The organism is Microbacterium sp. Leaf203, from assembly GCF_001421275.1.
Classification (GTDB): Bacteria; Actinomycetota; Actinomycetes; order Actinomycetales; family Microbacteriaceae; genus Microbacterium; species Microbacterium testaceum_A.
On record NZ_LMKF01000025.1, the window covers coordinates 322,276 to 346,932 of the forward strand.

General features: G+C 69.4%; 21 protein-coding genes and 1 tRNA gene. 7 read left to right on the forward strand and 15 right to left on the reverse strand.

The genetic code is table 11. From position 1 onward, the window contains the following. Window positions 1-162 precede the first annotated feature (162 nt). Window positions 163-2,130 carry an acetate--CoA ligase gene (gene acs / locus ASE56_RS11460; RefSeq protein ID WP_056229458.1) on the forward strand — a complete coding sequence of 656 codons (1,968 nt, stop codon included), beginning with the start codon at window positions 163-165 and terminating at the stop codon, window positions 2,128-2,130. A gap of 55 nt (window positions 2,131-2,185) precedes the next feature. Here acs and ASE56_RS11465 read toward each other — a convergent pair whose 3' ends face one another. The 3 genes from ASE56_RS11465 to ASE56_RS11475 all read right to left on the reverse strand — a co-directional run bounded on the left by ASE56_RS11465 (window position 2,186) and on the right by ASE56_RS11475 (window position 3,745). After that, window positions 2,186-2,929 (reverse strand): phosphatase PAP2 family protein, encoded by a 744-nt coding sequence (locus tag ASE56_RS11465; protein ID WP_156371690.1) that lies wholly within the window; start codon window positions 2,927-2,929, stop codon window positions 2,186-2,188. 133 nt (window positions 2,930-3,062) lie between these two features. After that, entirely contained in the window at window positions 3,063-3,530 is a 468-nt protein-coding gene (locus ASE56_RS11470; RefSeq protein ID WP_056229465.1) for a RidA family protein, read from the reverse strand. Beyond that, complete coding sequence (locus ASE56_RS11475; RefSeq protein ID WP_056229468.1) at window positions 3,527-3,745, reverse strand: hypothetical protein; 219 nt, start codon at window positions 3,743-3,745, stop codon at window positions 3,527-3,529. Before ASE56_RS11475 ends, ASE56_RS11470 begins: the two co-directional genes overlap by 4 nt. A gap of 118 nt (window positions 3,746-3,863) precedes the next feature. Here ASE56_RS11475 and ASE56_RS11480 point away from each other — a divergent pair, with 118 nt between their 5' ends. The 5 genes from ASE56_RS11480 to ASE56_RS11500 all read left to right on the forward strand — a co-directional run bounded on the left by ASE56_RS11480 (window position 3,864) and on the right by ASE56_RS11500 (window position 10,382). Beyond that, window positions 3,864-6,560 carry a transglycosylase domain-containing protein gene (locus ASE56_RS11480; RefSeq protein ID WP_056229470.1) on the forward strand — a complete coding sequence of 899 codons (2,697 nt, stop codon included), beginning with the start codon at window positions 3,864-3,866 and terminating at the stop codon, window positions 6,558-6,560. Continuing rightward, window positions 6,560-7,483: a metallophosphoesterase gene (locus tag ASE56_RS11485; RefSeq protein ID WP_056229473.1), complete on the forward strand. Its 924-nt coding sequence runs from the start codon at window positions 6,560-6,562 to the stop codon at window positions 7,481-7,483. The genes ASE56_RS11480 and ASE56_RS11485 overlap by 1 nt, the downstream gene beginning before the upstream one ends. A 114-nt stretch (window positions 7,484-7,597) precedes the next feature. Next, a complete protein-coding gene (locus tag ASE56_RS11490) occupies window positions 7,598-9,103 on the forward strand; it encodes a hypothetical protein (RefSeq protein WP_056229476.1) in 1,506 nt (501 codons plus the stop codon). A gap of 131 nt (window positions 9,104-9,234) precedes the next feature. Then, window positions 9,235-9,311 (forward strand) — tRNA-Pro (locus ASE56_RS11495). 291 nt (window positions 9,312-9,602) lie between these two features. After that, entirely contained in the window at window positions 9,603-10,382 is a 780-nt protein-coding gene (locus tag ASE56_RS11500) for an HAD-IIB family hydrolase (protein WP_056229479.1), read from the forward strand. A gap of 19 nt (window positions 10,383-10,401) precedes the next feature. Here the strand turns inward: ASE56_RS11500 and ASE56_RS11505 are convergent, their stop codons facing one another. The 7 genes from ASE56_RS11505 to ASE56_RS11535 all read right to left on the reverse strand — a co-directional run bounded on the left by ASE56_RS11505 (window position 10,402) and on the right by ASE56_RS11535 (window position 17,901). After that, entirely contained in the window at window positions 10,402-11,223 is an 822-nt protein-coding gene (locus ASE56_RS11505; RefSeq protein WP_056229483.1) for a siderophore-interacting protein, read from the reverse strand. 10 nt (window positions 11,224-11,233) lie between these two features. After that, window positions 11,234-12,007 carry a FadR/GntR family transcriptional regulator gene (locus ASE56_RS11510; protein WP_056229486.1) on the reverse strand — a complete coding sequence of 258 codons (774 nt, stop codon included), beginning with the start codon at window positions 12,005-12,007 and terminating at the stop codon, window positions 11,234-11,236. Window positions 12,008-12,070: 63 nt separating this feature from the next. Then, a complete protein-coding gene (gene galE, locus ASE56_RS11515; RefSeq protein WP_056229489.1) occupies window positions 12,071-13,099 on the reverse strand; it encodes a UDP-glucose 4-epimerase GalE in 1,029 nt (342 codons plus the stop codon). A gap of 49 nt (window positions 13,100-13,148) precedes the next feature. Next, window positions 13,149-13,754 carry a thymidine kinase gene (locus tag ASE56_RS11520; RefSeq protein ID WP_056229492.1) on the reverse strand — a complete coding sequence of 202 codons (606 nt, stop codon included), beginning with the start codon at window positions 13,752-13,754 and terminating at the stop codon, window positions 13,149-13,151. 7 nt (window positions 13,755-13,761) lie between these two features. Next, window positions 13,762-15,234, reverse strand: a complete 1,473-nt coding sequence (locus tag ASE56_RS11525; RefSeq protein WP_056229496.1) for a malate:quinone oxidoreductase — start codon at window positions 15,232-15,234, stop codon at window positions 13,762-13,764. A 98-nt stretch (window positions 15,235-15,332) separates the two neighbouring features. Continuing rightward, window positions 15,333-16,403 (reverse strand): aspartate-semialdehyde dehydrogenase, encoded by a 1,071-nt coding sequence (locus ASE56_RS11530; RefSeq protein ID WP_056229499.1) that lies wholly within the window; start codon window positions 16,401-16,403, stop codon window positions 15,333-15,335. Between the two features lie 211 nt (window positions 16,404-16,614). Further along, window positions 16,615-17,901 (reverse strand): aspartate kinase, encoded by a 1,287-nt coding sequence (locus ASE56_RS11535; RefSeq protein WP_056229502.1) that lies wholly within the window; start codon window positions 17,899-17,901, stop codon window positions 16,615-16,617. Between the two features lie 181 nt (window positions 17,902-18,082). Here ASE56_RS11535 and ASE56_RS11540 point away from each other — a divergent pair, with 181 nt between their 5' ends. Then, window positions 18,083-19,480, forward strand: coding sequence for a threonine/serine exporter ThrE family protein (locus tag ASE56_RS11540; RefSeq protein WP_056229506.1), 1,398 nt, complete (start codon window positions 18,083-18,085; stop codon window positions 19,478-19,480). Window positions 19,481-19,560: 80 nt separating this feature from the next. Here the strand turns inward: ASE56_RS11540 and ASE56_RS11545 are convergent, their stop codons facing one another. The 5 genes from ASE56_RS11545 to ASE56_RS11565 form a co-directional block, all read right to left on the reverse strand. Beyond that, window positions 19,561-20,511: a phosphate ABC transporter ATP-binding protein gene (locus tag ASE56_RS11545; RefSeq protein ID WP_082450508.1), complete on the reverse strand. Its 951-nt coding sequence runs from the start codon at window positions 20,509-20,511 to the stop codon at window positions 19,561-19,563. A gap of 16 nt (window positions 20,512-20,527) precedes the next feature. After that, complete coding sequence (locus tag ASE56_RS11550; protein WP_056229509.1) at window positions 20,528-21,502, reverse strand: sortase; 975 nt, start codon at window positions 21,500-21,502, stop codon at window positions 20,528-20,530. Further along, on the reverse strand, window positions 21,499-22,323 hold the full coding sequence (locus ASE56_RS11555) for a hypothetical protein (protein ID WP_056229513.1): 825 nt from the start codon (window positions 22,321-22,323) through the stop codon (window positions 21,499-21,501). The genes ASE56_RS11550 and ASE56_RS11555 overlap by 4 nt, the downstream gene beginning before the upstream one ends. A gap of 23 nt (window positions 22,324-22,346) precedes the next feature. After that, window positions 22,347-23,459 carry a hypothetical protein gene (locus tag ASE56_RS11560; RefSeq protein ID WP_156371692.1) on the reverse strand — a complete coding sequence of 371 codons (1,113 nt, stop codon included), beginning with the start codon at window positions 23,457-23,459 and terminating at the stop codon, window positions 22,347-22,349. 122 nt (window positions 23,460-23,581) lie between these two features. Then, window positions 23,582-24,640 carry a hypothetical protein gene (locus tag ASE56_RS11565; RefSeq protein ID WP_056229522.1) on the reverse strand — a complete coding sequence of 353 codons (1,059 nt, stop codon included), beginning with the start codon at window positions 24,638-24,640 and terminating at the stop codon, window positions 23,582-23,584. Window positions 24,641-24,657: the final 17 nt, after the last annotated feature.

Here is a 24,657-nt window from a genome sequence, read left to right on the forward strand (position 1 = left end):
GCCAACTCAACCCGACCTATTCATTGCGATATATCACCTGTTTCCCACCGTCCGAGATCCCATCTATCGGAGGTGGCCGGTGTCGGAGGGGGTCGCTAGCGTGACCGGGGTGAGGACGCCGCGCGCAGGTGCGCGGGTCCGTGAACGCGAAGGAGCGCCGCGATGAGCAGCCAGATCGACCACCTCCTCAACGAGACCCGCCGGTTCGCGCCGTCGGCCGAGTTCTCCGCCCAGGCCGTCGCCCAGCACGACCTCTACGAGCGCGCGGCGGCAGACCGTGAGGGTTTCTGGGCCGATAAGGCCCGCGAACTGCACTGGCACAAGCCCTTCACCCAGGTGCTCGACTGGTCCACTCCCCCGTTTGCCGAGTGGTTCGCCGACGGGGAGCTCAACGTCGCCTACAACTGTCTCGACCGGCACGTCGAGGCCGGCAACGGCGACCGCATCGCTCTGCGCTGGGAGGGCGAGCCGGGCGATCAGCGCAACGTCACCTACGCCGAACTCACCGACGAGGTGAAGCGCCTGGCGAACGTCCTCACCGAGCTCGGCATCGAGCGCGGCGACCGCGTCGCCCTGTACCTCCCGATGATCCCCGAGGCGATCGCCTCCATGCTGGCGGTCGCACGCATCGGCGCCGTGCATTCCGTCGTGTTCGGCGGGTTCTCGGCCGACAGCCTGCGCGCGCGCATCGACGACGCCGGCGCCAAGCTGGTCATCACCGCCGACGGCGGCTGGCGGAAGGGCAAGGTCTCGCCTTTGAAGCCGGCGGTCGACCAGGCGCTCGCCGACCGCAACGGCTCCGGCGAGCAGGAGACCGTCGAGCACGTGCTCGTCGTCAAGCGCGGCGGCAACGAGGTCGACTGGGCGGACGGCCGCGACCTCTGGTGGCACGACGTGGTTCCGAAGGCCTCCGCGGACCACGAGGCCGAAGCCTTCCCCGCCGAGACCCCTCTCTTCATCCTCTACACCTCGGGCACCACGGGGAAGCCGAAGGGCATCCTGCACACCTCGGGCGGGTACCTGACCCAGGCCGCGTTCACCAACCGCGTCGTCCACGACGTGCACCCCGAAACGGACGTGTACTGGTGCACCGCCGATATTGGCTGGATCACCGGACACACCTACGTCACCTACGGTCCTCTTGCGAACGGCGCGACACAGCTGCTCTACGAAGGCACCCCCGACACTCCTCACCCGGGTCGCTGGTGGGAGCTCATCGAGAAGCACGGCGTGACCATCTTCTATACGGCGCCGACCGCGATCCGTTCGTTCATGAAGATCGGACGCGACGTGCCGCAGAAGTTCGACCTGTCGTCGCTTCGCCTGCTCGGTTCGGTGGGCGAGCCCATCAACCCCGAAGCCTGGATCTGGTATCGCGAGATCATCGGCGCCGACAAGGCCCCCATCGTCGACACGTGGTGGCAGACCGAAACGGGGGCGATGATGATCTCGGCCCTGCCCGGCGTCACCGAGACGAAGCCCGGCTCCGCCCAGGTCCCGATCCCGGGCATCTCGATCGCCGTCGTCGACGAGCAGGGCGAACCGGTCGGCAACGGCAGCGGCGGCCTTCTCGTGGTCACCGAACCGTGGCCGAGCATGCTGCGCGGCATCTGGGGCGACCCCGACCGTTACCGCGAGACCTACTGGGACAAGTTCGCCGACAAGGGGTACTACTTCGCCGGTGACGGCGCGCGCCTCGACGACGACGGAGACGTCTGGCTGCTCGGCCGCGTCGACGACGTCATGAACGTCTCGGGCCACCGCCTGTCGACCGCCGAGATCGAGTCCGCCCTCGTCGGCCACGAGGGGGTCGCCGAGGCCGCCGTCGTCGGGGCGAGCGACGAGACCACCGGCCAGGCGGTCGTCGCTTTCGTCATCATCAAGAGCCGCTACCTGAAAGAGCACCCCGTCGAGGGTCTGGGCGACGAACTGCGCACCTGGGTCGGACAGCAGATCGGCCCGATCGCCCGTCCCCGCGATGTCTACATCGTCGGCGAGCTCCCCAAGACCCGCTCGGGCAAGATCATGCGCCGCCTCCTCCGCGACGTCGCCGAGGGCCGCGAGGTCGGAGACACCACCACCCTCGCCGACACCGCCGTCATGAGCGTGATCAGCGCCCAGGTGAAGTGAGATCTGATCCCGGATGCCGGAATTCACGGCATCCGGGATCGACTCGCCAGCGAAATCAGCGGCCGATCGAGGTTCCGCGACCCGATCGGGCAGTGCCCAGCCGGCGCGTCACGAGTGCGTCCACGCGGGGCACCACCGCAGCGCCGACGGCCCGCACGGCGGGGTAGACCCCCGCCACCCAGACGATCGACGCCAGAGCGTCGCCGGCGTAGTGCACGCCGATGACGACGACCGACACCGACATCCCGACGACCAGGACGACGCCCATGAGGATTCCGAGCGCCCGCCAACGCGTCGACCACAGTGCGCAGATCAGGACCGCCGCGAAGGATGCCGTGAACGCCACGTGACCGCTCGGGAACGAGGGGTCGGCCGTCGCGCCGATGGCCTGGGTCATGGCCTCGGACATGCCCGGGCGCGGTCGGGCGACGACGAGCTTCGCGGCCTCCGCGAGGCCCCAGGTCACGGCGACCCCACCGAAGAAGGCGACCGCGACCTGCCACCGTCGCGTCAGCAGGCCGACCGCGACCGTGGCGACGATCATGATGCCCGCGGCGGGCAGCGGCTTGAGCGAGCGGTAGAACGCCTCGGCCACCTGTGTGAGCACGGGCGCGTGAAGGTGGTGCACCGCGTCGGAGAAGGCCACATCGAGCGGAACGAACCGCAGCAGGAATCCCACCGCGATCACGGCGAGCACGGTGCAGACGGCCCACACGACGGCGCGCCGGATGGAGGGCGAGGGAGCGAGGAGGGCGTTCTCGGGGGAGGACGGGCCGCCCACGCCGGAAGAGGAGGTCACGGGGGAATCCTGCTCCCGTTCACTTCTGAATCAGCCGAGTTCCCCCGCGGCCGAGAACGACGGAAGGGACGCCCCGAGCGACCGGAGCGTCCCTTCCGTGTGGAGGCCGGGGTGCCGGCATCCGGGATCGTCGTCAGGCGACCGTGAAGATCACCTCGACCTCGACGGGGCTGTCGAGGGGAAGGACGGGCACACCGACCGCGGAGCGCGCGTGTGCGCCGGCCTCGCCGAACACCTCGCCGAGGAACTCGCTCGCGCCGTTGATGACGCCGGGCTGCCCGGTGAATTCGGGGACGGATGCCACGAAGCCGGTGAGCTTGAGCACGCCGGTGAGGTTGTCGACGCCGCCGACGAGAGCCGCAGCCGCGGCGATCGCGTTCAGCGCGCACTGGCGCGCGTAGCCCTTCGCGTCGGCGGGGGCGATGAGTCCGTCGGACTCGCCGACCTTGCCGGTCGCGGGCAGGGCCCCCTGGACCATGGGCAGCTGACCCGAGGTGTACACGAGGTCACCGTGACGCGTGGCGGGAATGTACGAGGCGACGGGCGGGACGACCGCCGGGACGTCGACGCCCAGCGCGGCGAGGCGCTCCGAGACGCTCACTGCTGGCCCTCGAACTGACGGGCAGCGGTCTCGGCGGCACCGAGGCCGGCGTTGGCGGCGCCTCCGCCGGTGGGGCGCTTGAAGTAGGCCACGAGTCCGCCTTCCGGACCGGTCACCACCTGAACGAGCTCCCAGCCCTGCTTACCCCAGTTGTTGAGGATCGCGGCGGTGTTGTGGATGAGCAGCGGAGTTGTGAGGTACTCCCACGTGGTCATGTCGGGCTCCCGGAGGTGGCTCGGAGCGCGCAACGTCGTGCGCGCGGTGATGGACGCGTACGCGCGCGAGGGCCCGCCTTCGAGGCATCGCCCAGCAACGTCGCTTAGCATCAAGCCTATGCCCGAGAACAAACGAACGGCTAGCGGTGCCCTCGGCGGCATCGTCGGCCTCGTCGGCCTGAGCGCGGTCGCCGGACTCCTGGTCACCGCTGCCGTGACGCCGGCCATCGCCGTCTCCGGTGCCGCTGCCTCCAGCGCGATCACCGTCTTCGACAACATGCCCAGCTACCTGAAGCCCGACGAGCTCATGCAGCCCACGACGCTGATGGCCGGCGACCGGGTGCTGGCGAAGTTCTACGACCAGAACCGCTCCCCCGTCACGTTCGACCAGGTCAACCCGGTCATGTACGACGCGATCCTCTCGTCGGAAGACCCGCGCTACTACCAGCACGGCGGTGTCGACCTCATCGGAACGACCCGCGCGCTGCTCAGCAACGCCTCCGGCGGCGAGACGCAGGGCGGCTCGTCGATCAGCCAGCAGTACGTCAAGAACGTGCTCGTGCAGCGTTGCGAGCGCGACGCCAAGGCCGTCGAGGCGACCGACACCACGCCCGCGATGACGCGCGACGAGGCCCTGCAGAAGTGCGCCCTCGAAGCCGTGCAGTCCGACGGCGCCGCCGGCTACCAGCGCAAGCTGCAGGAGATGCGGTACGCGATCCAGCTCGAGAAGGAGTACACGAAGGACCAGATCCTTCTCGGCTACCTGAACATCGCCAACTTCGGCGGCACCACCTACGGCATCGACGCCGCGGCGCGCTATTACTTCAACACTCCGGCCGCCAACCTGAGCGTCGGCCAGGCGGCGGTTCTCGCGGGCATGGTGCAGAACCCCAACCGCTTCCGCATCGACCGCCCCGAGGGCTCGATCAGCGATGGCGAGACCGCCTACAACAAGGCTCCCGACGGCTCGATCGACGACGTCGACCAAAGCACGATCCAGGCGCTCTACACGTTGCGCGACAACGGCGAGATCACGCAGGAGCAGCTGGTCAACGCCGCCGACGGATACAGCGAGACCAAGGGCCGCCAGCTCTATGTGCTCAGCCGCATGGAGGTCGACGGCAAGATCACGCACGAGCAGTACGTCGCCGCGGCGATCGAACCGATCTCGCCGCAGATCACCCCGACCGACCAGGGCTGCTCTTCTTCGGCGGCACCGTACTTCTGCCAGTACGTCGTGTCGACGATCCTCAACGACCCCGCCTTCGGCGCGGAGACCGACGACCGCGTGCGCGCGCTGCGCCAAGACGGTCTGACGATCCAGACCACGCTGGATTGGAACGTCCAGGATGCCGCGCAGAAGACGATGAGCGACAACGCACCGGCGTCGATGGACCAGCTGAAGTTCGGGGCGACCGCCGTCAGCCTCGAGGCGAAGACCGGCCGCCTCCTCGCCATCGCGCAGAACACGAAGTTCACGCAGGACCCGAGCCTGGCTGAGTCGGACCCCTCGTACAACTCGATCGTCTTCGCGGGCGATTCGACGAACGGCGGCTCGATCGGCTTCAGCGCGGGATCGACCTTCAAGCTCTTCACTCTTGTCGATTGGCTCGAGAAGGGGCATTCCCTGAACGAGACGCTCAACGGGCGCCTGCGCCCCGTGCCGAACATGACGAACTCGTGTGCCGGCAACTGGGTCAATCAAGGCAACTACACGATCAACAACTTCGGCAACAGCGGCGGATACGTCGGCACACCGATGATGTTCACACGCGACTCGCTCAACACCGGTTACCTCGCCATGGCGGCCGAGCTCGACCTGTGCGACATCGCCAAGGTCGTGAAGAAGATGGGCGTCACGACGGGTGACGGCAAAGAGATCACCATGGCGAACGCGAACGAGGTCATCGGTAGCGACAACATCTCGCCCATCGCGATGGCCGGCGCCTTCGCGACCGTGGCCAACGGTGGCAGCCGCTGCCCGGCCAAGGTCATCGATAAGGTGACCGCACCGGACGGCTCGGATCGCCGCATCCCTGACCTGCAGTGCGAGACGGCACTCACCCCGGAGATCGCCGCGACCGCTGCCTACGCTCTGCAGGGCGTCATGACGGGCAACGGCACCGGTGCGGCTGCCAACCCCGGCGACGGCACTCCGGTGCTCGGCAAGACCGGTACCCACGAGGCGCACGAAACCTGGATGATCGAGTCGTCCACGAACACCACCACTGCGGTCTGGGTCGGCAACTGGGACGGTGGAACGACCACCCTGTTCGGCAAATACGCGAACCGCATCCAACTGAGCGACCTGCGCTATCGACTGGCTCGCGATGTGCAGCGCGCCGCGGACGACATCTACGGCGGCGACAGGTTCCCCGACCCGGCGTCGAACCTGCTGCGTACGCAACAGCGCGACCTTCCCAACGTCGTCGGGCAGAGCATCGACGCGGCGACCTCGACCCTCCAGAATGCGGGCTTCCGCGTGACTGTCGGCGACCCCGTCGACTCGCCCTCAGGCCCCGACACCGTGGCCGCGCAGAATCCGGGTGGGGCCACTGCTCCCGCGGGTTCGCAGATCACGCTCAGCCCCGGTAACGGGCAGGGGGCGACGGTTCCGAACGTCGGCGGGCAGACCGTTCCCGCAGCTCAGGCGGCGTTGAACGCGGCCGGATTCACCAACGTGTCGATCGGCGCCTGCCAGGCCGATGGCAATGCCCCGAATGAGGGCCGCGTGACGGCGACGAACCCCGCCGCCGACACCGCGACGAACAAGAGCACCGCGATCGCTCTGTCCATCGTCGCGAAGAAGTGCTGATGACGCGTCCTCTCGTGACGGCCGCCCTCGCACCCCTCGGGGTCGCGGGGGCGGCCGCTGTCGGGGCCGCCGTGTGGGGGATGGGCATCGAGCGCTACCTCTTCACCGTGCGCTACCACGCGCTGCGCGTCCTCCCCAAGGGGGCCGACCCGATCCGGGTCCTGCACGTCTCCGATGCGCATATGGCTCCCTGGCAGCACCGCAAGCAGGAGTGGATGGCCCGTCTCACCGAGCTGTCTCCCGATCTGGTTGTGAACACGGGCGACAACCTCGGCCACCGCGACGGCCTCACCGGGATCCGAACGGCGTTCGCGCCCCTTCGTGGCGTCCCGGGCCTCGTCGTGCACGGCTCGAACGACTTCCAGGAGCCGGCACCTCGCAATCCCCTGCGCTATTTCCTCGGCCCCTCCGGGCACCAGCCGGCTCACAAGCACCTCGACGTCGCCGCCCTCGATCGGTTCTTCACTGACGATCTGGGATGGCACATGCTCGACGACACGGCCGTCTCGCTCGAGGTCAACGGACTCCGCGTGACGGCCTTCGGCGTGAACGACGCCCATCGCAGGTGGGATCACCCCGAGCTCATCCCTCCGGTCATGGCGAGATTGGATGCCGCCGACCTCGCGCTCGGCGTCATGCATGCGCCCTACCGGCGTACGCTCGACACGTTCACCGACTTCGGCGCCGACGTGCTTCTGGCGGGGCACACCCACGGCGGGCAGGTGCGCGTGCCGTTCCGCCGTGAGGCGCTGGTCTCGAACTGCGACATCCCGCTCGATCAGGCGCGCGGTCTGAGCGAGTGGACGCACGACGGGCGTACCGTGCCCTTGAATGTCAGCGCGGGCTTGGGGCATTCGATCTACGCGCCCGTGCGGTTCGCGTGCCGACCTGAGGCGTCGCTGCTCACGCTGCTGCCACGCTGACGGCTTCTGCACAGCGGCCGAGAGGGACGATCCGTTCACGGATCGACCCTCTCGGCCGTCAGGCAACGTCGGCGTTCCCCCAGGATCGAGTTCCTCGACCGAAAGGGACTCCCCATGCATCGACCACCTTCGACACTTCGACGGTTCGCCACCGCGCTGGCCCTGGCGGGTGTTCTCGTCGGCGTCGCCGTCGTCCCTGCGGCCTACGCCGCCGACCGCGGCACGGGCTTCGGCACGTGGGCGCCGCTCTCCCGAACCGGATGGCACGGCTCCATGCGCGTGGGAGACGTGCATACGTACTGCATCCACCCCGGCCTTCCCGTTGCGACCGGCACGACGACCGACCACGGTGACACGGGAGACGTGAACGGGCTCAGCCCGCAGCAGCTGGTCTCGATCAACTACCTCGTCTCCACTTACGGCCAGACCGATGATGCCATCCAAGCCGCGAGCGTCGGATGGGCGGTCAAGGCCATAGCCGATCGCGAGACGACACTTCACTCCTGGGGCTACGGTGGCAACGATCTGGCCGAGGCGATCGACTACATCATGCGGAGGGCGAGCCCCGAGAACAGCGGCGCGGTCCAGGAGCGAACCCTGCAACTCCTCGCGGAAGCGGAGAACATCCGCGTCCCCCGTGTCGGAGGTGCGCTCACGCTGTTGACCGATGAAGACGAACCCACGCGGGGAACGGTGACGGTCGACGTCGACGCGACCGCCGTCGGGACGTTGCGACTCGAGAATGCGGTCTTCGCCGACACCGGGAGCTCTGAGCGCGGCGGGGTCCAGGGACGAGTGACGTACCCGATCCTCGCCCCGCCGACGGCATCCGACGGCGGGCGCCCGTATGTCACTCGCGCGGCGGGCACGTTCACGGTGCGTTCCGCGGCGATCCGGTACTACTCCACTCCGGGCCAGCAGGAGTCCGCCGGGCCGGCCGGGTCAACCACCTTCACCCTCACGGCGCAAGACGCCTCTCCGCGACCTGTGCGCTTCTCCCCGCTGATCGCGACCTCGGCGACGATCGACTCTCAGGCCCGGTACGTCGACGAGGTCACCGTCTCTGCGGGCGACGGCGTCTGGCCTCGCCACAGCGACGGGACCTTCGTCGTCGTCAGTGCGACGGCAGACGTCTACCGGACGAACGCCTTCCCCGCCGAGGCACCCGAGATCCCGACCAATCTGGACCCGGTCGCGCACCTCGAGCTCCGCACCGATCCGAAGATCGGGGCCGGTGTCTATCGTGCGTCGACCACGACGCTCCCCGGCCCGGGCGTCTACACCGCCGTGTGGCGCATCGAGCGCTCGTCGCAGGACGCGGACTCGGTTGCTCACTTCCCACCCGACTACTCCTGGATGGAGCACTTCGCCACGCCCGCACAGACGGAGCAGCTGGCCTCTCCTCCTTCGTCCGGCCTCGTCTCGACGCCCGCTCCGACGACCGTCGCCGTGATCCCACAAGAACCCCCGACATCCCCGTCGGTTCCCACGGCCCTCGCTCAGACAGGGGTCTCCGCGCCGCCGTTGCTGATGGCCGGCGGCCTGTCCGCTGTCGCCATCGCAACGGGGTTCTTCACTTGGCGGCGCGCGCGTCGAGGGGCGGCGCCGGCGCTGGCCTGATCCGCCTCGGGGGTGAGGGCGGCATCGGTCCATCGCCGACCCTCCCCCCTGTGGCATCCCACCGTTTCGAGCGAAAAGTGCTCCGTGGTTCGAAGCACGGCTTCGAGCAGGGTAGACTTTTCAAGTTGCAACGGGGTGTGGCGCAGCTTGGTAGCGCGCGTCGTTCGGGACGACGAGGCCGCAGGTTCAAATCCTGTCACCCCGACCACTGCATCATCAGAGAGGCTCTCCGCTCCTGCGGGGGGCCTCTCTGCATCGGCGTGAGGTGGACCGCGCACCCTCGACGCGGCGCGCCCCCGGCTCGAGCTCGGACCCTGTCTCGACCGGCGTCTCTCGCACCTTTGCGCGAGCCGTTCACGGCAATCCCCGTCCCGGGCCACCGGAGACGAGGCTGGGGGGAACCCCCAGTAGAATCGACCCCTGTATGGCGTCCCACCACGCCGCCCTCCGCCCGCGCGCGCCACCTCCGTGCGACGACCTCTCACTGCTCAGGAGCACCGTGTCCGACGCCTCGCCCCGCCTCGTCGCCTTCGACCTCGACGACACCCTCGCCCCTTCGAAGTCGGCGATCGACCCGCGCATCGGCGACCTGCTGCTCGCTCTCGCCGACAAGGTCGAAGTGGCGATCATCTCGGGTGGACAGCTCCAGCAGTTCCGCAGCCAGGTGGTCGAGCGTCTGCCCCAGGCCTCCCCCGAGCTGCTCGCGCACTTCCACCTGATGCCCACCTGCGGCACCCAGTACTACCTCCTCACGCCCGCCGGCGTCGAGACCGTGTACGCCCACTCGCTCACCGACGACGAGAAGCAGCGCGCCCTCACCGCCGTTCGCGAAGAGGCGGAGCGCCTCGGCCTCTGGGAGGCGGAGCCGTGGGGTGACATCCTCGAGGACCGTGGCTCGCAGATCACGTTCTCGGCCCTCGGGCAGTCGGCCCCCCTCGAGGCGAAGATGGCCTGGGACCCCACCGGCGAGAAGAAGAACAGCCTGCGCGAGGCCGTCGCCTCCCGTATCCCCGACCTCGAGGTCCGCTCCGGCGGCTCCACCTCGGTCGACATCACCCACCGCGGCATCGACAAGGCCTACGGCATGAACAAGCTCGTCGAGGCGACCGGAATCCCCCTCGACGACATGCTCTTCGTCGGCGACCGCCTCGACCCCGACGGCAACGACTACCCCGTCCTCGCGATGGGCGTCGAGTGCCAGGCCGTGCACGGGTGGGAAGACACCGCCGCGTTCCTCGAGAAGCTCGTCCCGACGCTGCCCGCTCGAACCGCGGAGTGAGCCTGCGGAGCGCGAGCCGTCAGAGGATCTGACCGATCGGCTCGCGCTTCTCCGCCTGGAACCGGTCCTCGGTGCGCCCGTACGCCCAGTACCCCGACAGCGACACCTGCTCGCGCCCGAGTCCCCACTGCGCGAAGACGAGATCGCGCATCCGCTTCATCGCCTCGCGCTCCCCGTGGGCGAACACGTGTCCTCGTCCGGGAAGCGGATGCCATGACGCCACGGCATCCGACAGCACGTTCGTCGCGCCCGCCGTCGCCCCGCCACGGTGGACCCACGCGATCGCGACCCCGGCGGGAGCCGTCAGCGCGAGCTGCTCGTCCGCGGCCTGCACCTCGAGGAAGGCGGCGCCCACGGCATCCGGCGACAGAGTCTCGAGAGCCGCGGCGATCGCGGGGATCGCCGACTCGTCGCCGATGAACAGGTGCCAATCCGCCGACGGGTCGGGCGCGTAGCCTCCGCCCGGCGACGAGACCACGAGACGGTCGCCCGGCTGCGCGCGCGCAGCCCACGGTCCCGCGAGCCCCTCGTCACCGTGCACGACGAAGTCGATGACGAGCTCATCTCCCTCGACCGCACGGACGGTGTACGTGCGGGTCACGGGCAGATCCTCGGGCGCCAGGGTCTCGCGCAGTGCCGTGAGGTCATACGGCGGCTCGAGATCGAGCTCGGGCTTGGCGAAGGTGATCTTGACGTACTTGTCGGTGTGCGGGCTCTCGCGGAACGCCGCCAGGTCGTGCCCGCGTGCGCGCACCCGAACGAGATGCGGGGTGAGTCGCTCGGTCCCCACGACGTGGAGGACGTGCTGGGGGCGCGGCGGGCGCGCGGGTCGATCGCTCATGGGGTTCCTCTCACGCGGACGGGACGGACCGCAGCGCGGCGCGAGCAGCGTCGGCGACAGCCGGTTCTGCCGCGTCGGCCGGACTCAGCGCCTGCGCCACTTCGGTGTAGTAGTCGGTGATGTGCGCCCGCACGGCCTCACGGGCCGCCGCAGCGTCGCCTGCCGACATCGCCGCGACGATGCGCCGGTGCTCCGAGCGCAGCCGCTCGGCCACGACCTGCCACGCGTCGAGGCGGGCCGCCCCCGCGCGCGTGTACGCCTCGATCGAACTGCGCAGCCCCGCCATCATCGCCGAGATCACCGCATTGCCCGACGCCTCGGAGAGAGCCTGGTGGAAGCGCGCGTCGAGGGCGAGGAACTCGTCGGGCGCGAGGTCGTCGGCATCCATCGCATCCAGGATGCCGACCACCTCGGCGAGGTCGACGTCATCCTCGGCCAACCGCTCGGCGACATCGCACTCGAGCACGATGCGCGTACGAACGACGTCGGTGAGGGGGAAGCCGTTCGCCGCCACCTGGAGGCGGAGGAAGGCGGCGAGGCCGCCCCGCGGAGTCGTGACGATCATCGCGCCGGCGGTGGGGCCGGAGCCGGTCGCCGTGCGGACGACCCCGAGCACCTCGAGCACCCGCACCGCTTCGCGGACGCTCGACCGGCCCACCCCGAGCTGCGCGGCGAGTTCGCGTTCCGGCGTCAACCGGTCGCCGGGGGCCAGTCGCCCGTCGCGCAGGTCGCTCTCGATGCGCTCAAGGACCACCTGCCAGGCGCGGGGGGCGGAGTTCGGCATGGCATCCCCCCTCCCCGCGGGCGCTGCGATGTGGCCCGACCACACCACCCTATGCGCGGATCGTTAGGCGTCGGCGGTCGTGCGGTATCCCGCCGGGTTCGTCGTCTGCCAGTTCCAGTAGTCGCGGCAGGCGTCGTCGATCCCGAGACGCGTGCGCCACCCCAGGACCTCGCCGGCCTTCGAGGGATCGCAGTACGTGGCGGCGACGTCGCCGGGGCGACGGTCGAGGATCTTCTTGGGCAGTTCGCGTCCGACGGCCTTCTCGAACGACGCGACCAGTTCGAGCACGCTCACGGGGCGACCGGTGCCGAGGTTGAACACCTGGTGCCCGGGCTGCGCCTGCTCGAGGGCGGCGACGTGCCCCTCTGCGAGGTCGACGACGTGGATGTAGTCGCGCAGGCCCGTCCCGTCGGGGGTGTCGTAGTCGGCCCCGAAGACCCCGATCTCGTCCAGCGTGCCGATCGCGACGCGCGAGACGAAGGGCATGAGGTTGTTCGGGATGCCGGCGGGGTCTTCGCCGATCAGACCCGAGGGGTGCGCGCCGACGGGGTTGAAGTAGCGCAGCACGGTGACGTTCAGCTCGGGGTTCACGCGGGCGACGTCGGCGAGCACGACCTCGTTCATGCGCTTCGACTTGCTGTAGGCGTTGGAGAGGTCGATGCTCGTCGTCGACTCCTCGGTGAAGGGGAGATCGGCCGGGTCGGAGTACACCGTGCCGGTGCTCGAGAAGACGAAGCTCCGGATGCCGCGGGCGATGCCCACCCGCAGCAGAGCGAAAGTCGTGTCGAGGTTGTTGGAGTAGTACTCCAGCGGCTTCTGCGTCGATTCGCCGACGGCCTTGAACGCCGCCAGGTGGATGATCGCGTCGATCGGACCGTGCTCGTCGAAGGCGGAGGCCACGACGGCCTCGTCGGCCGCATCGCCCACGATGAGGGGCGCGGGCTTGCCGGTGATCTTCTCGACCCGCTCGGCGGCGACGGCGTGCGTTCCCGACAGGTCGTCGAGGAGGACGACATCGTGCCCGGCTTCGAGAAGAGCCACGGCCGTGTGAGTTCCGATGTAACCGGCTCCGCCGGCCAGGAGTACGCGCATGGTTCCAGGCTATCGCTCGGGAGCGACGGCGCTGATCGCCCGGAGGGCCTCAGCGCCCGTCGAGCCGACCGCCGGATTCTCGCAGATAGCACGCGGCGCACATCGACTCGTAGGTGACTTCGCCCTCGATCTGCCCCTCGTCGATCGCGACCTGGTCACCATCGAAGACGAATCGACCGCCGACCAGGCGCGCGTTGAAGATCGCCTTGCGTCCGCAGCGGCAGATTGTCTTGAGCTCTTCGAGGCTGTGGGCCAACTCCATCAGGCGCGCCGATCCCGGGAAGGCCTCGGTGCGGAAGTCGGTGCGGATCCCGTAGGCGAGAACGGGGATGCCGTCGAGCACAGCGATCCGCAACAGGTCGTCGACCTGGGTCGGGGTGAAGAACTGCGCCTCGTCGACCAGCAGGCAGGCCACCGGCGCGTGCCCCGCCGCGCTATGGAACACCTCGCGCAGATCGTCGCCGGGGGCGACGAGGAAGTCGACCGGTCGCTTCACGCCCAGCCGGCTGTCGATCTGGTCGGCGCCCTTGGTGTCGATCTCGGGCTTGGCCAGCAGAACCCGCTGTCCGCGCTCCTCGTAGTTGTGCGCCGCCTGCAGCAGGGCCGTGGACTTGCCCGAGTTCATCGCTCCGTAGCGGAAGTACAGCTTCGCCACGCGGACCTCAGGGGTTGATCGCGAGCGCGTGGGCCGTGGCATCCAGCTCTCTGCGGGCCGCGTCGGGATTCGTGTTCAGCGTCTCGCCGTAGCTGGGGATGAGGTCGCGCAGGCGCGGCTCCCAGGCGGGCATGCGCTCGGGGAAGCAAGTCTTGATCAAGCCGAGCATGATCGAGACGGCGGTCGAAGCTCCCGGCGAGGCGCCGAGGAGACCGGCGATGGTGTGGTCGGCCGAGGTGACCACCTCGGTGCCGAACTGCAGCACGCCGCCCTTGTCCTTATCGCGCTTCATCACCTGCGCGCGCTGACCGGCGTCGAGCAGCTCCCAGTCCTCGTCCTTGGCGGTCGGCATGAAGTCGCGCAGGCTGTCGACCTTCTTGGAGTGGGTCTTCAACAGCTCGCTGACGAGGTACTTGATCAGGCTCGGGTTGTCGACGGCGACCTTCAGCATCGGGCCGATGTTGTGCGGTCGCACCTGGGTGACGATGTCGAGCATCGAGCCGTTCTTGAGGAACTTGGGGCTGAACGTCGCGAACGGGCCGAACAGCAGCGACGACTCCCCGTCGATCACGCGCGTGTCGAGGTGCGGCACCGACATGGGGGGCGCCCCCACCGAGGCCTGCGAGTACACCTTCGCGCGGTGCTTCGAGACGATGTCGGGGTTCGAGGTCTTGAGCCACTGCCCGCCGATCGGGAAGACGCCGTACCCCTTGATCTCAGGGATGCCGGAGCGCTGGAGGAGCTTGAGAGCCCAGCCGCCCGCACCGACGAAGACGAACTTCGCGTTGATCGAGCCGGGCGTTCCCCCGATCACGTGGCGGTACGAGACCTCCCACGTGCCGTCCTTCTTCTTCTTGAGCTTCTTGACGTCGTGGTTCGTGGCGACCTCGACGCCCTTCTCGCGGAGGTTCGCGAACAGCTGACGGGTGAGCGAGCCGAAGTCGACATCGGTGCCGGCGGGCACGCGGGTGGCCGCGAAGGGCTCGCCCTTACGGCGCTTCTGCATGAGCAGCGGGGCCCACTGGTTGATGACGCGCGAATCCTCGCTGTACTCGATGCCGGCGAACAGCGGCTGCTGCGTGAGCACCTCGTAACGCTTGCGAAGGAAGGCGACGTCCTTCTCGCCACGGACGAAGGTCATGTGCGGCGTGGCGTTGATGAACGTCGAGGGCTCGTCGAGCACGCCCTCGGCCACGAGCGAGGCCCACAGCTGGCGGCTCTGCTGGAACTGCTCGTTGATCGTGACCGCCTTGGCGGGATCGATCGAGCCGTCCTTGCCCTCGGGCGTGTAGTTCAGCTCGCACAGGGCCGCGTGCCCCGTGCCCGCGTTGTTCCACGCGTTCGAACTCTCTTGCGCGACGTCGCTCAGACGCTCGAGCACGGCGATCTTGAGATCGGGCTGGAGGTCTTTCAGCAGAGTTCCGAGAGTGGCGGACATGATGCCGCCACCGATGAGGAGAACGTCGACGTTTTCAGTCACCCGTCGATTCTAGGTGCGAGCCGAGAGGTGTCTCGACATCGAGAGAACCGTCGGTTCGATGTCGAGACACCTCGCACGCGGCATCCGGATGCCGTGTCTCAGGCGTTGGCGAGCCGCTTCTGCGCGACGATCTCGGCGATCTGCACGGCGTTGAGCGCGGCACCCTTGCGGAGGTTGTCGTTGCTGATGAAGAGCGCGAGGCCCTTGCCCTCGGGAGCAGACTGGTCGGCGCGGATGCGGCCGACGTAGCTGGGGTCGGTGCCCGCGGCCTGCAGAGGCGTCGGCACCTCTTCGAGGCGCACGCCGGGGGCGTCGGCGAGGAGCTCGCGCGCACGCTCGGGCGAGAGGTCGCGGGCGAACTCGGCGTTGATGCTCAGCGAGTGGCCCGTGAAGACGGGGACGCGCACGCACGTGCCGGCGACGCGAAGCTCGGGCAGCTCGAGGATCTTGCGGCTCTCGTTGCGCAGCTTCTTCTCTTCGTCGGTCTCGTTGAGGCCGTCGTCGACGAGATTGCCGGCGAACGGGATGACGTCGAAGGCGATGGGGGCCACGTACTTCTCGGGGGTCGGGAAGTCGAGGGCCGAACCATCGCGGACCAGGCGCTCGACCTCTCCCTGGGCGAGGACGCCCTCGACCTGACCGAGCAGCTCCTGGGCGCCGGCGAGACCGGAGCCCGAGACGGCCTGGTACGTGCTGACGATCAGGCGCTCGAGGCCCGCCTCGGTGTCGAGGACCTTCAGCACCGGCATGGCGGCCATGGTCGTGCAGTTGGGGTTGGCGACGATGCCCTTGACGGCCTCGTCGATCGCGTGCGGGTTGACCTCGCTGACGACCAGGGGCACCTCGGGGTCCATGCGCCAGGCGCTGGAGTTGTCGATGACGAGCGCGCCCGCCTCGGCGAAGCGGGGGGCGTGGGCGCGCGAACCGGTGGCGCCGGCGGAGAAGAGCGCGACCTCGACCCCTGCCGGGTCGGCCGTGGCGACGTCTTCGACGACGACGGAGTGGCCGCCGAAACCGATCGAGGTGCCGGCGGAGCGAGCGGTGGCGAACAGACGCAGCTCGCGAATGGGGAACGAACGCTCGGCGAGGATCTCGAGCATGACGGTGCCGACCTGGCCGGTGGCGCCGACGACTGCGAGGGAGATTCCGGAATCGGAGATGCGGGTCATGCGAGGTACCTCGGGGTTCGGGTGATGGATGCCGCGACGGCGGCGTTCGGGTCAGGGTAGCGCGAGCGGTGGGATGGGTTCGTCGAGAGCGGTCCGAACTCCCGAGAATCCGTCGCGAATCCGCCGCACGATGGCGGAATCGCGTGGGTGTGGCGCGGCTTAGTCGGCGAACCTCAGGAGTCTCGTGCGGCGCCGCGGGGCGCGAGCCCGGTCAGCGACCGGTGCCGGCGTGGACCGTGGCCTCGGCGTCGCCGTCGAGACCGTAGGCCGTGTGCACGAGACGGGCGGCCTCGGCGAGGTCGACGCCACGCACCACGACCGAGATGCGGATCTCGGAGGTCGAGATCATCTCGATGTTCACGCCCGCCAGGCTCAGCGCCTCGAACAGGGTGGCCGAGACGCCCGAGTGCGTGCGCATACCGGCGCCGACGACCGAGAGCTTTCCGATCTGGTCGTCGTGGACGAGGCTCTCGAAGCCGACCTCGTCCTGCTCACCGGCGAGCGCCTTGAGCGCCGTGGTGGCGTCGGTCTTGGGCAGGGTGAACGAGATGTCGGTGCGGCTGGTGGCGGCCGCCGACACGTTCTGCACGATCATGTCAACGTTGGCGCCGGACTTCGCGACGATCTTGAAGATGTCGGCGGCCTTGCCCGGCACGTCGGGCACGCCGATCACGGTGATCTTGGCCTGGCTGAGGTCGGTGGCGACGCCGGCGACGATGGGCTCTTCCATGGCTCCTCTTTCGGGGACGAGTGCGGAGGTCTTCGAAGCGTCGAGCACCCAGGTGCCCTCGTTCGAGCTGAAGGTGGACCGCGCGTGGATCAGCACGCCGTGGCGCCGCGCGTACTCGACCGCGCGGATGTACAGGACCTTCGCTCCGTTGGCGGCGAGCTCGAGCATCTCTTCGCTGCCGACGCGGTCGAGCTTGCGCGCGAGGGGGACGACGCGGGGGTCGGCGGTGAAGATGCCGTCGACGTCGCTGTAGATCTCGCAGACATCGGCCTTGAGCGCCGCGGCGAGCGCGACGGCCGTGGTGTCCGATCCGCCGCGACCGAGCGTGGTGATGTCGCGGGTGTCGCGGTTGAAGCCCTGGAACCCGGCGACGATGACGATCGCCCCCTCGTCGAGCGCCTCGCGGAGTCGGACGGGCGTGACGTCGACGATGCGGGCGGCGCCGTGCGTGGCATCCGTGATCATCCCCGCCTGGCTACCGGTGAACGAACGGGCCTCGAAGCCCATCGAGTGGATGGCCATGGCCAGCAGGGCCATCGAGATGCGCTCTCCGCTGGACAGCAGCATGTCGAGCTCGCGAGGCGCGGGGATCGGGGCGACCTGGCCCGCGAGGTCGAGCAGCTCGTCGGTCGTGTCGCCCATGGCGCTGACCGCGACGACGACCTCGTGGCCGGCGCGACGCGTGTCGACGATGCGCTTGGCGACCCGCTTGATGCTCTCGGCGTCGGCGACGGACGAGCCGCCGTACTTCTGGACGATCAGAGCCATGAGGAGAACTCCCGGAGGGGTCGTGCGTCGGGATGCCACGACGGGGCGCTCGTGCCGCGCCCGAGGATCATCCTAGAGGCGGGTGCATACCGCCTCTGCCATGCGCCGACGCCCGGCGAAACCGCAGGGCCCGTCGATAGGATCGAGCGCTCCCACTCCCCCGTTCCCTGGAGGCCCGCGGTTGTCCCCCACCCCGCGGCGACTGCTGTCGTCCCTGCGCCGTCTGGTGCACGTCGACGAGGCCTCGTCGCCCGACACGACGATGATCCCGGTCATCGACGAGGCGCTCTCGACGCGCATCCTCGACCTCGCCATCCGCATCGGCGAGACCATGCTCGTCGTCGGCGCTCCCGCCAACGAGGTGACCCTCACGATCGTGCGCGTGTGCGCGGCCTACGGGCTCGATCCGGTGCACGTCGACGTCACCTACAACTCGATCACGATCGCCCACAGCCGCCCCGGCGCGACCCACCCGATCACCCTGCTGCGGGTGGTGCGCGGTTCGGTACCTGACCACGCGAAGCTGCAGCGTCTGCAGGCTCTGGTGCAGGAGATCACCGGCGGTCTCGGGCTCGACGACGCGGTCGTGCGCTGCCGCGCCATCCGCCGACTGCCGTTCCGCTACCGCCCCGCGATCGTCATCGCCTCGCAGGCGTCCCTCGCGGCCGGGGTCGCGATCATGTTCGGCGCGAACTGGCTCGCCCTGGTGCTGTCGTTCATCGCCGCGGCCCTCGCCGCGTCGACGCAATACGTGATGGCGCGGGCACGCGTGCCGTACTTCTTCGCGCAGATCGCGGGCGGGTTCGTCCTGACCGTCTTCGCCGCCCTATCCCCGTTGCTGCGCTACACGGGCCTCGACGCGGCCGCGGCGATCCGGCCGTCGGTGATCGTGGCATCCGGAATCGTCCTGATGCTCGCCGGACTCACCGTGGTGGGCGCGGCTCAGGATGCCATCGACGGCTTCGCCCTGACGGCGACCGGACGCATCCTCGAGCTCACGACGCAGACCCTCGGCGTCGTCCTCGGCATCCTCGCCGGGCTCGAGACGGTGCGCGTGATCGGCATGGGCATGTCCCCACCCTCGAACGCCCTCCCCCTCGGACCGGTCAGCGTGCAGTTCGTCGGCGCGGCCGTCATCGCGATCGCCGTCGCCGTGTACAACGGCGCCGGCGCGCGCATCGTCGTCGTCAGCGCCGCCCTCAGCCTCGTCGCGTGGGCGGGGTACGTCGCCGCCTCGGGCCTCGGCTTCGAGGTCGCCGCCGCCAGCGGCGTCGGCGCATTCGTCGGAAGCTTCGCGGGCATCGTCGTCGCCTACCGGTTGCACGTGCCCTCGGTCGCGATCACGACCGCCGCGATCCTGCCGCTGGTGCCCGGAGCGGCGGTGTTCCGCGGCCTGCTCGGGATCGTCGAGTCCGGCGACGACCCCACCGTGCTCATGACCGGGGTGACCACGCTCGCCGGGGCCGCGACCATCGGCATCGCCCTGGCGGTGGGCGCCTCGCTCGGCATCTACCTGGGCCAGCCGGTGCGCGCGACGCTGTCGAGCGTCACACGCGTGCGGGCACGAGCACGGCGGTAGTCACGAACGAGGGCCGGGATGCCACGGCCCCCGCATCGCGCGGGCACCGGGCCGTGGCATCCGGGGTTCTTACAACGGACTCATCCGAAGCGACCGTTGACGTAGTCGTAGGTGCGCGGGTCGATCGGTGAATCGAACATCGCCGCGGTGTCGCCGTGCTCGACGATGTGGCCCGGCTGGCCTTGCGAGGCAAGGAAGAACGCGCACTGCTGCGACACGCGCTGAGCCTGCTGCATGTTGTGCGTGACGATGACGATCGTCACCTCTTTCTGCAGTTCTCCCATCGTCTCCTCGATCACACGCGTGGACGTCGGGTCGAGGGCCGAGCAGGGCTCGTCCATGAGCAGGACCTTGGGCTTCACCGCGAGCGAGCGCGCGATGCACAGGCGCTGCTGCTGACCGCCCGAGAGTCCGCCGCCGGGCTGACGGAGACGGTCCTTGACCTCTTTCCACAGACCGGCCGAGGCGAGCGAGCGCTCGACGAGGTGGTCCTTCTCGTCGCGTGACGCGCGGATGCCCGTCAGACGCAGCCCTGCGATGACGTTGTCGTAGATCGACATCGCCGGGAAGGGGTTGGGCTTCTGGAAGACCATGCCGATGTCGCGGCGCGCCTCGGTGAGCTTGCGTCCCGTGTCGTAGATGTCGACGCCGTCGAGAAGGACCTCGCCGGCGAGCGAGGCGGACGGCACCAGCTCGTGCATGCGATTGAGGATGCGCAGGAAGGTGGACTTGCCGCAGCCGGAGGGCCCGATCAGCGCCGTCACCTCTCCCGCGGGCATGGTCAATGAGACGCGGTCCAAGACCTGGTGGTCCCCGAACCAGGCGGTGATTCCCCGAGCGTCGAGAGTGGCCAGATCGGACGGCAAGTGCGGGAACGGGTCCAGCGGGAGAGCCGCCTGCGCGGGGCCGCCTGCGGTGGGCGGCGGGAACAAAGCGGTCGTCTGCGCGGCCGACGGGGCGGGTTCACGTCGAGCCCGGCGGCCCGCGGAGTCGCCGGCGGCGGGTAGAACGGTGGTGATGTCATCGGACATGTCGCGGTCCTCGGGGTCAGAGAAGATTGGGAAGCAGTCGCGTGAGCTGGTCCGCGACGAAGAAGCCGGCCAAGGCGGCGGCGGGCAGGAAGACGATCCATGTCTTCTGCGCACCGAATCGACGCAGAGACCACACGGCCGCGATCTCGACGGCGATGAGGAATTGCACGGCGAAGACCAGCGCCCACACCGTGCGCACGTCGGTGGCCATGGCCCGATGCGTGGGATCGAGAGTGGTCGTGGTCGTCAATCGGGCACCCGCCGGCTGCGTCTCAGAGACCAACCGGGCATCGACGTAGGCGATACCAGTCGGGATGTACGGCACGCCGCGGGCGGTCTGGAGGATGAGCCGGCTCTCGCCGCGCGTCAGGTTGGGCGGTGACGGGTCGCCCGCGTAGCGCAAGCCCACGACCTCGAAGCGCTGCAGCCCCTGACCGGTGCGCACGGTGATCTCGTCGCCAGGCTCGAGAGCCGCGATCGCCGAGAACGGCCCGCCGAACGCCCCCGCCCGCCCCATCAGGACGCTGACACCGACCTGGCCCGGCAGGACGGTGTCCCGCCGGTGGCCGACGCCGAGGGCCGTCTGCGCCGAAGACGTCCCCTCGACCACGACCTCGTGGAACCTCAGACGGGGGATATCCATGATCGCCACCGGCGCCCCATCGGCGAGAAGCACGTCCTCGAACGTGCCCTCGCTGACCGGAGCTGTGCCTGCGGCGAGCTGCGCACGAAGGTCGTCCTCGAGACGCTGCTGCGACGCCAGATGCTGCACGTGGCTGAAGACGGTGACGTCGAGCACGAACATCATCACAAGCAGCAAGAGGGTCGCCACGATGCTGCGCGCGAGCGCCTCACCCGGGCTGAGGACGACCGGTCCTCGCGGAGCCGCCGGCGGCCGACGAGGAGGACGCGGCACACGGGGCGGACGCGGCGCGCGATCCCGCACCTCGGACGGCTCGACGGGGGCCGCCGGCTCGTCGACGACACTCACGCGGGCACCCCGATCGCGAGGTCGTCGGCCGCGGCATCCCGACGGGATCGCCACATCTGCACCGCGACGACGGCGATCCCCGCCAGCAGCAGCGCCGACACGATCATCCACGGGAGGACGAACACGGTGACGTCACGCGTCAGGGGACTGAGCTGGGTGCCCTCGACCTCGGCGGGCGGCCGGAAGGTCGCGTGAGCGGTGAGAACGGCCCATTGCCCGACGCCGGGCAACTCGGCCGACACCACGCGACTCTCCCCCGCTTTGAGCTGGGGAACGGACACGGCATCCACCTGCGCGACGCGGTTTCCGAACGGCCCCTCCATCCAGAAGTCGGCGGTCGCGTCGAACGTCGACTTCGAGACGTTGCGCACCGTGAATGACAGCAGAGCGGACCCGCCGAACGGATTCGGGGAGATGCGGACGTCGCTGAGCAGACCTCCGACGTGCACGACCCCGCCGAGATCGACGTCACCAGGACCGGGTGACGGCGAAGGCGAGACGGACGACACCATCCCGGAGCCCGAACCCGTCACGGACGAACCCGTACCAGCGCTCGAGCGTCCACCCGCGCCCGTCGAGGTGCCCTTGGCGGGCGCCCCCGCACCGGCCGACCCCGCCGGGGCCAACAGACACGGGGAGGATTCCGAACTGGGCGGGCCGATGACCGTCGCCGCCATGTCCACGGCCCCGGTGGATCCGGGGGTCGGAGCCGCCGTCGGGCACGTCACGCCCTGAGCGCCGAGCGCGGGGGCGGCGCTCGCCAGCGGCGCATGACCGATGACGGCCACGGCGGCGGCGAGGACGACGGCGGACATGCGCATCACCCATCCCCTGGCGGCACGCCTCACGGCGTCCCTCCCGGTGCGCCCGACGCCACGGGCTCACGCTCGGACTCCACCTTGCGACGCGCCTCGGCCTCGGTGTACTCCACCCACGCACGCGCCCGACGGGCATCGATACGACGACGAAGACGCAGCCACCCCCACACGAGCAGCCCGAGGAGCACGACGAGCAGCAGGGCCCATGGGACGACGAAGAGCACAGTGTCGCGCGACACGCTGCGCAGTGGACCGGGGTTCAGCGCCTGGTCGTCGACCGACGGGTACAGCGTCACCGACGGCGCGAGATAAACCCACTGCCCCACACCCGACAGCGTCGTCGTGACGGTACGCGTGCTGCCGGGAAGCATCTCATCGACGTCGGACTCCACGACGCCCGAGGCGCCGATGCCGAAGGGTCCGCGCACCTCGGCCTTGAGGTGCCCGGCGAGGGCCACGTTGCCGGCGTTGCGAACCGTGAACGTGACCGTCGTCTCGCCGTCGAGGGGATTCAGGCTCGGTGCGTACGACGCCGACATGCCGTCGATCGACATGATCGGCTGCAGGTCGCCGGGCACTCGCACGTACAGGCGGGTGCCGACGCGCCGGTCCACGAGCACCTGGCCGTCGTTGGCGAGGGCGGACACGACCAGACCGGCGGCGTGGTCTCCCGGTCCCGCGTCGGCGGGAACGGCGAGGTGGAAGGGCACCTCAGTCGACGCGCCCGGCTCAAGAGCCACCGACACGGTCGGCTGACCGCCGAAGTCGATCCAGGCGCCCGCATCGATGGGGACGACGCCGGTCTCGAGCAGGCCGTACCCGCCCTCGTCGGTGTTGAACGCGTCGGTGGCGAAGACGGTATAGGTCTGCGGAGTCGAACCGACATTGGTGACGACGTAGGTGTCGTCGATCGTCTGCCCGGGGCTCATCTGGTAGCTGAAGCGCGACCGGGGCGACGTACCGTCGGCCGACAGTGGCGCCGCAGACACGCCGATCGTATCGGTGGCGGGGGCGTCCTCGGCGTGAGCAGGACGGGTCGCTGAGAGGGCGGCGGAGATCGCGGCGGCGCCCACCAGGGCGAGCGCGACCGAGCGGATCCCCCACGCCTTCGGGTGGCGGGGGGCGGGGAAGGAAGGCACGATATATCTCCGCAGAGGATGCTTGCCGCGATCGATCCGCGGCATGAACGAGGGCTGAACGCCGATCGGGCTGTCGGACACGGACGAAGGGCGGCGCCGACGGCGCCGCCCTTCGCCTGCGATCACTTCGAGACGAGCGTGAGCGTCATCTTCGAGGTGTAGGTGCCAGCCGGTGCATCGGTCGGCGCCACGAGGGTCAGATCCGCGCCGAGCTTGGTCACACCGACGCCCGAACCCGCCGTCGCGCTGGCGAAGGTCGAGGGGTAGACGGCCGAACCGGCGGTCTGGGCCGTCGCCGGGACGACGCCGGTGGACGTGGTCCCCGTGGGGTTGACCTTGGGGCCCACACCGAGGTTGGCGGCGCTGAACGTCGCCGAGTCGCTCGTGAACGCGGCGACCGTCTGGGTCAGCGTCCAGCCCTTCTTGCTGACCACGCGGTCGTCGGTCACGGTGACCTCGGGCAGGCTCGCGGTTGAGGTCGACTTGTTGTTGATCAGCTGGGCCTGACCGAACGTGGCCTTGGCACCCGCGGGCACCGAGAGCGACAGCGAACCGTCCTGCGGCGCGACCGTTGTGGCCTGCAGCGAGATGTCGCCCGAGGTGCCACCGGCCGGGGGCGTGGTGGCGCCGCCGTCGACGACCGTCGCGGTGTAGCTCCACGAGCCTCCGGGCTTGACCGTGATGTACGCGAAGGACGCGTCCTCGACGATCACACCGTTGTTCGACGTGAACGCCAGACCGGCGGAGAAGTCGCCACCGTTGGCCTTGACCGAGGCGTAGTTCGCGCCCGCCAGGTTGTTCAGCAGCAGAGCCGGCGTGAGGACCGTCTTCTTCGCAGGGTCGTTGAACGCGTTCATCTGGCTACCGAGCCACTTCGAGGTGTCTCGTTCGCCGCCGCGGGGCGAGACGAACACGAAGACGCCGGTGGCCTTGTCGGGACCGGTGAACATCTTGTCGTAGTCGGAGAAGCCCTCGCCGACCGGGTAACCGGCCACGAGCTGGTCGAACGCGATCGCCTCGCCGTCCTTGACCAGGTTCTCGGTAGTGGCGTCGAAGATGTAGAACGGCTCGGTCGAGCCGGCGGGGATGTTCGCGGCCTGGGCGGCCGTGACACCCGTGCCGACGAGCACGAGGGCGAGGGCCGCGGCGGCGGCAGCCTTCAGGGCAGAAGTGCGGAACATGGGAATGTCTACCTTTT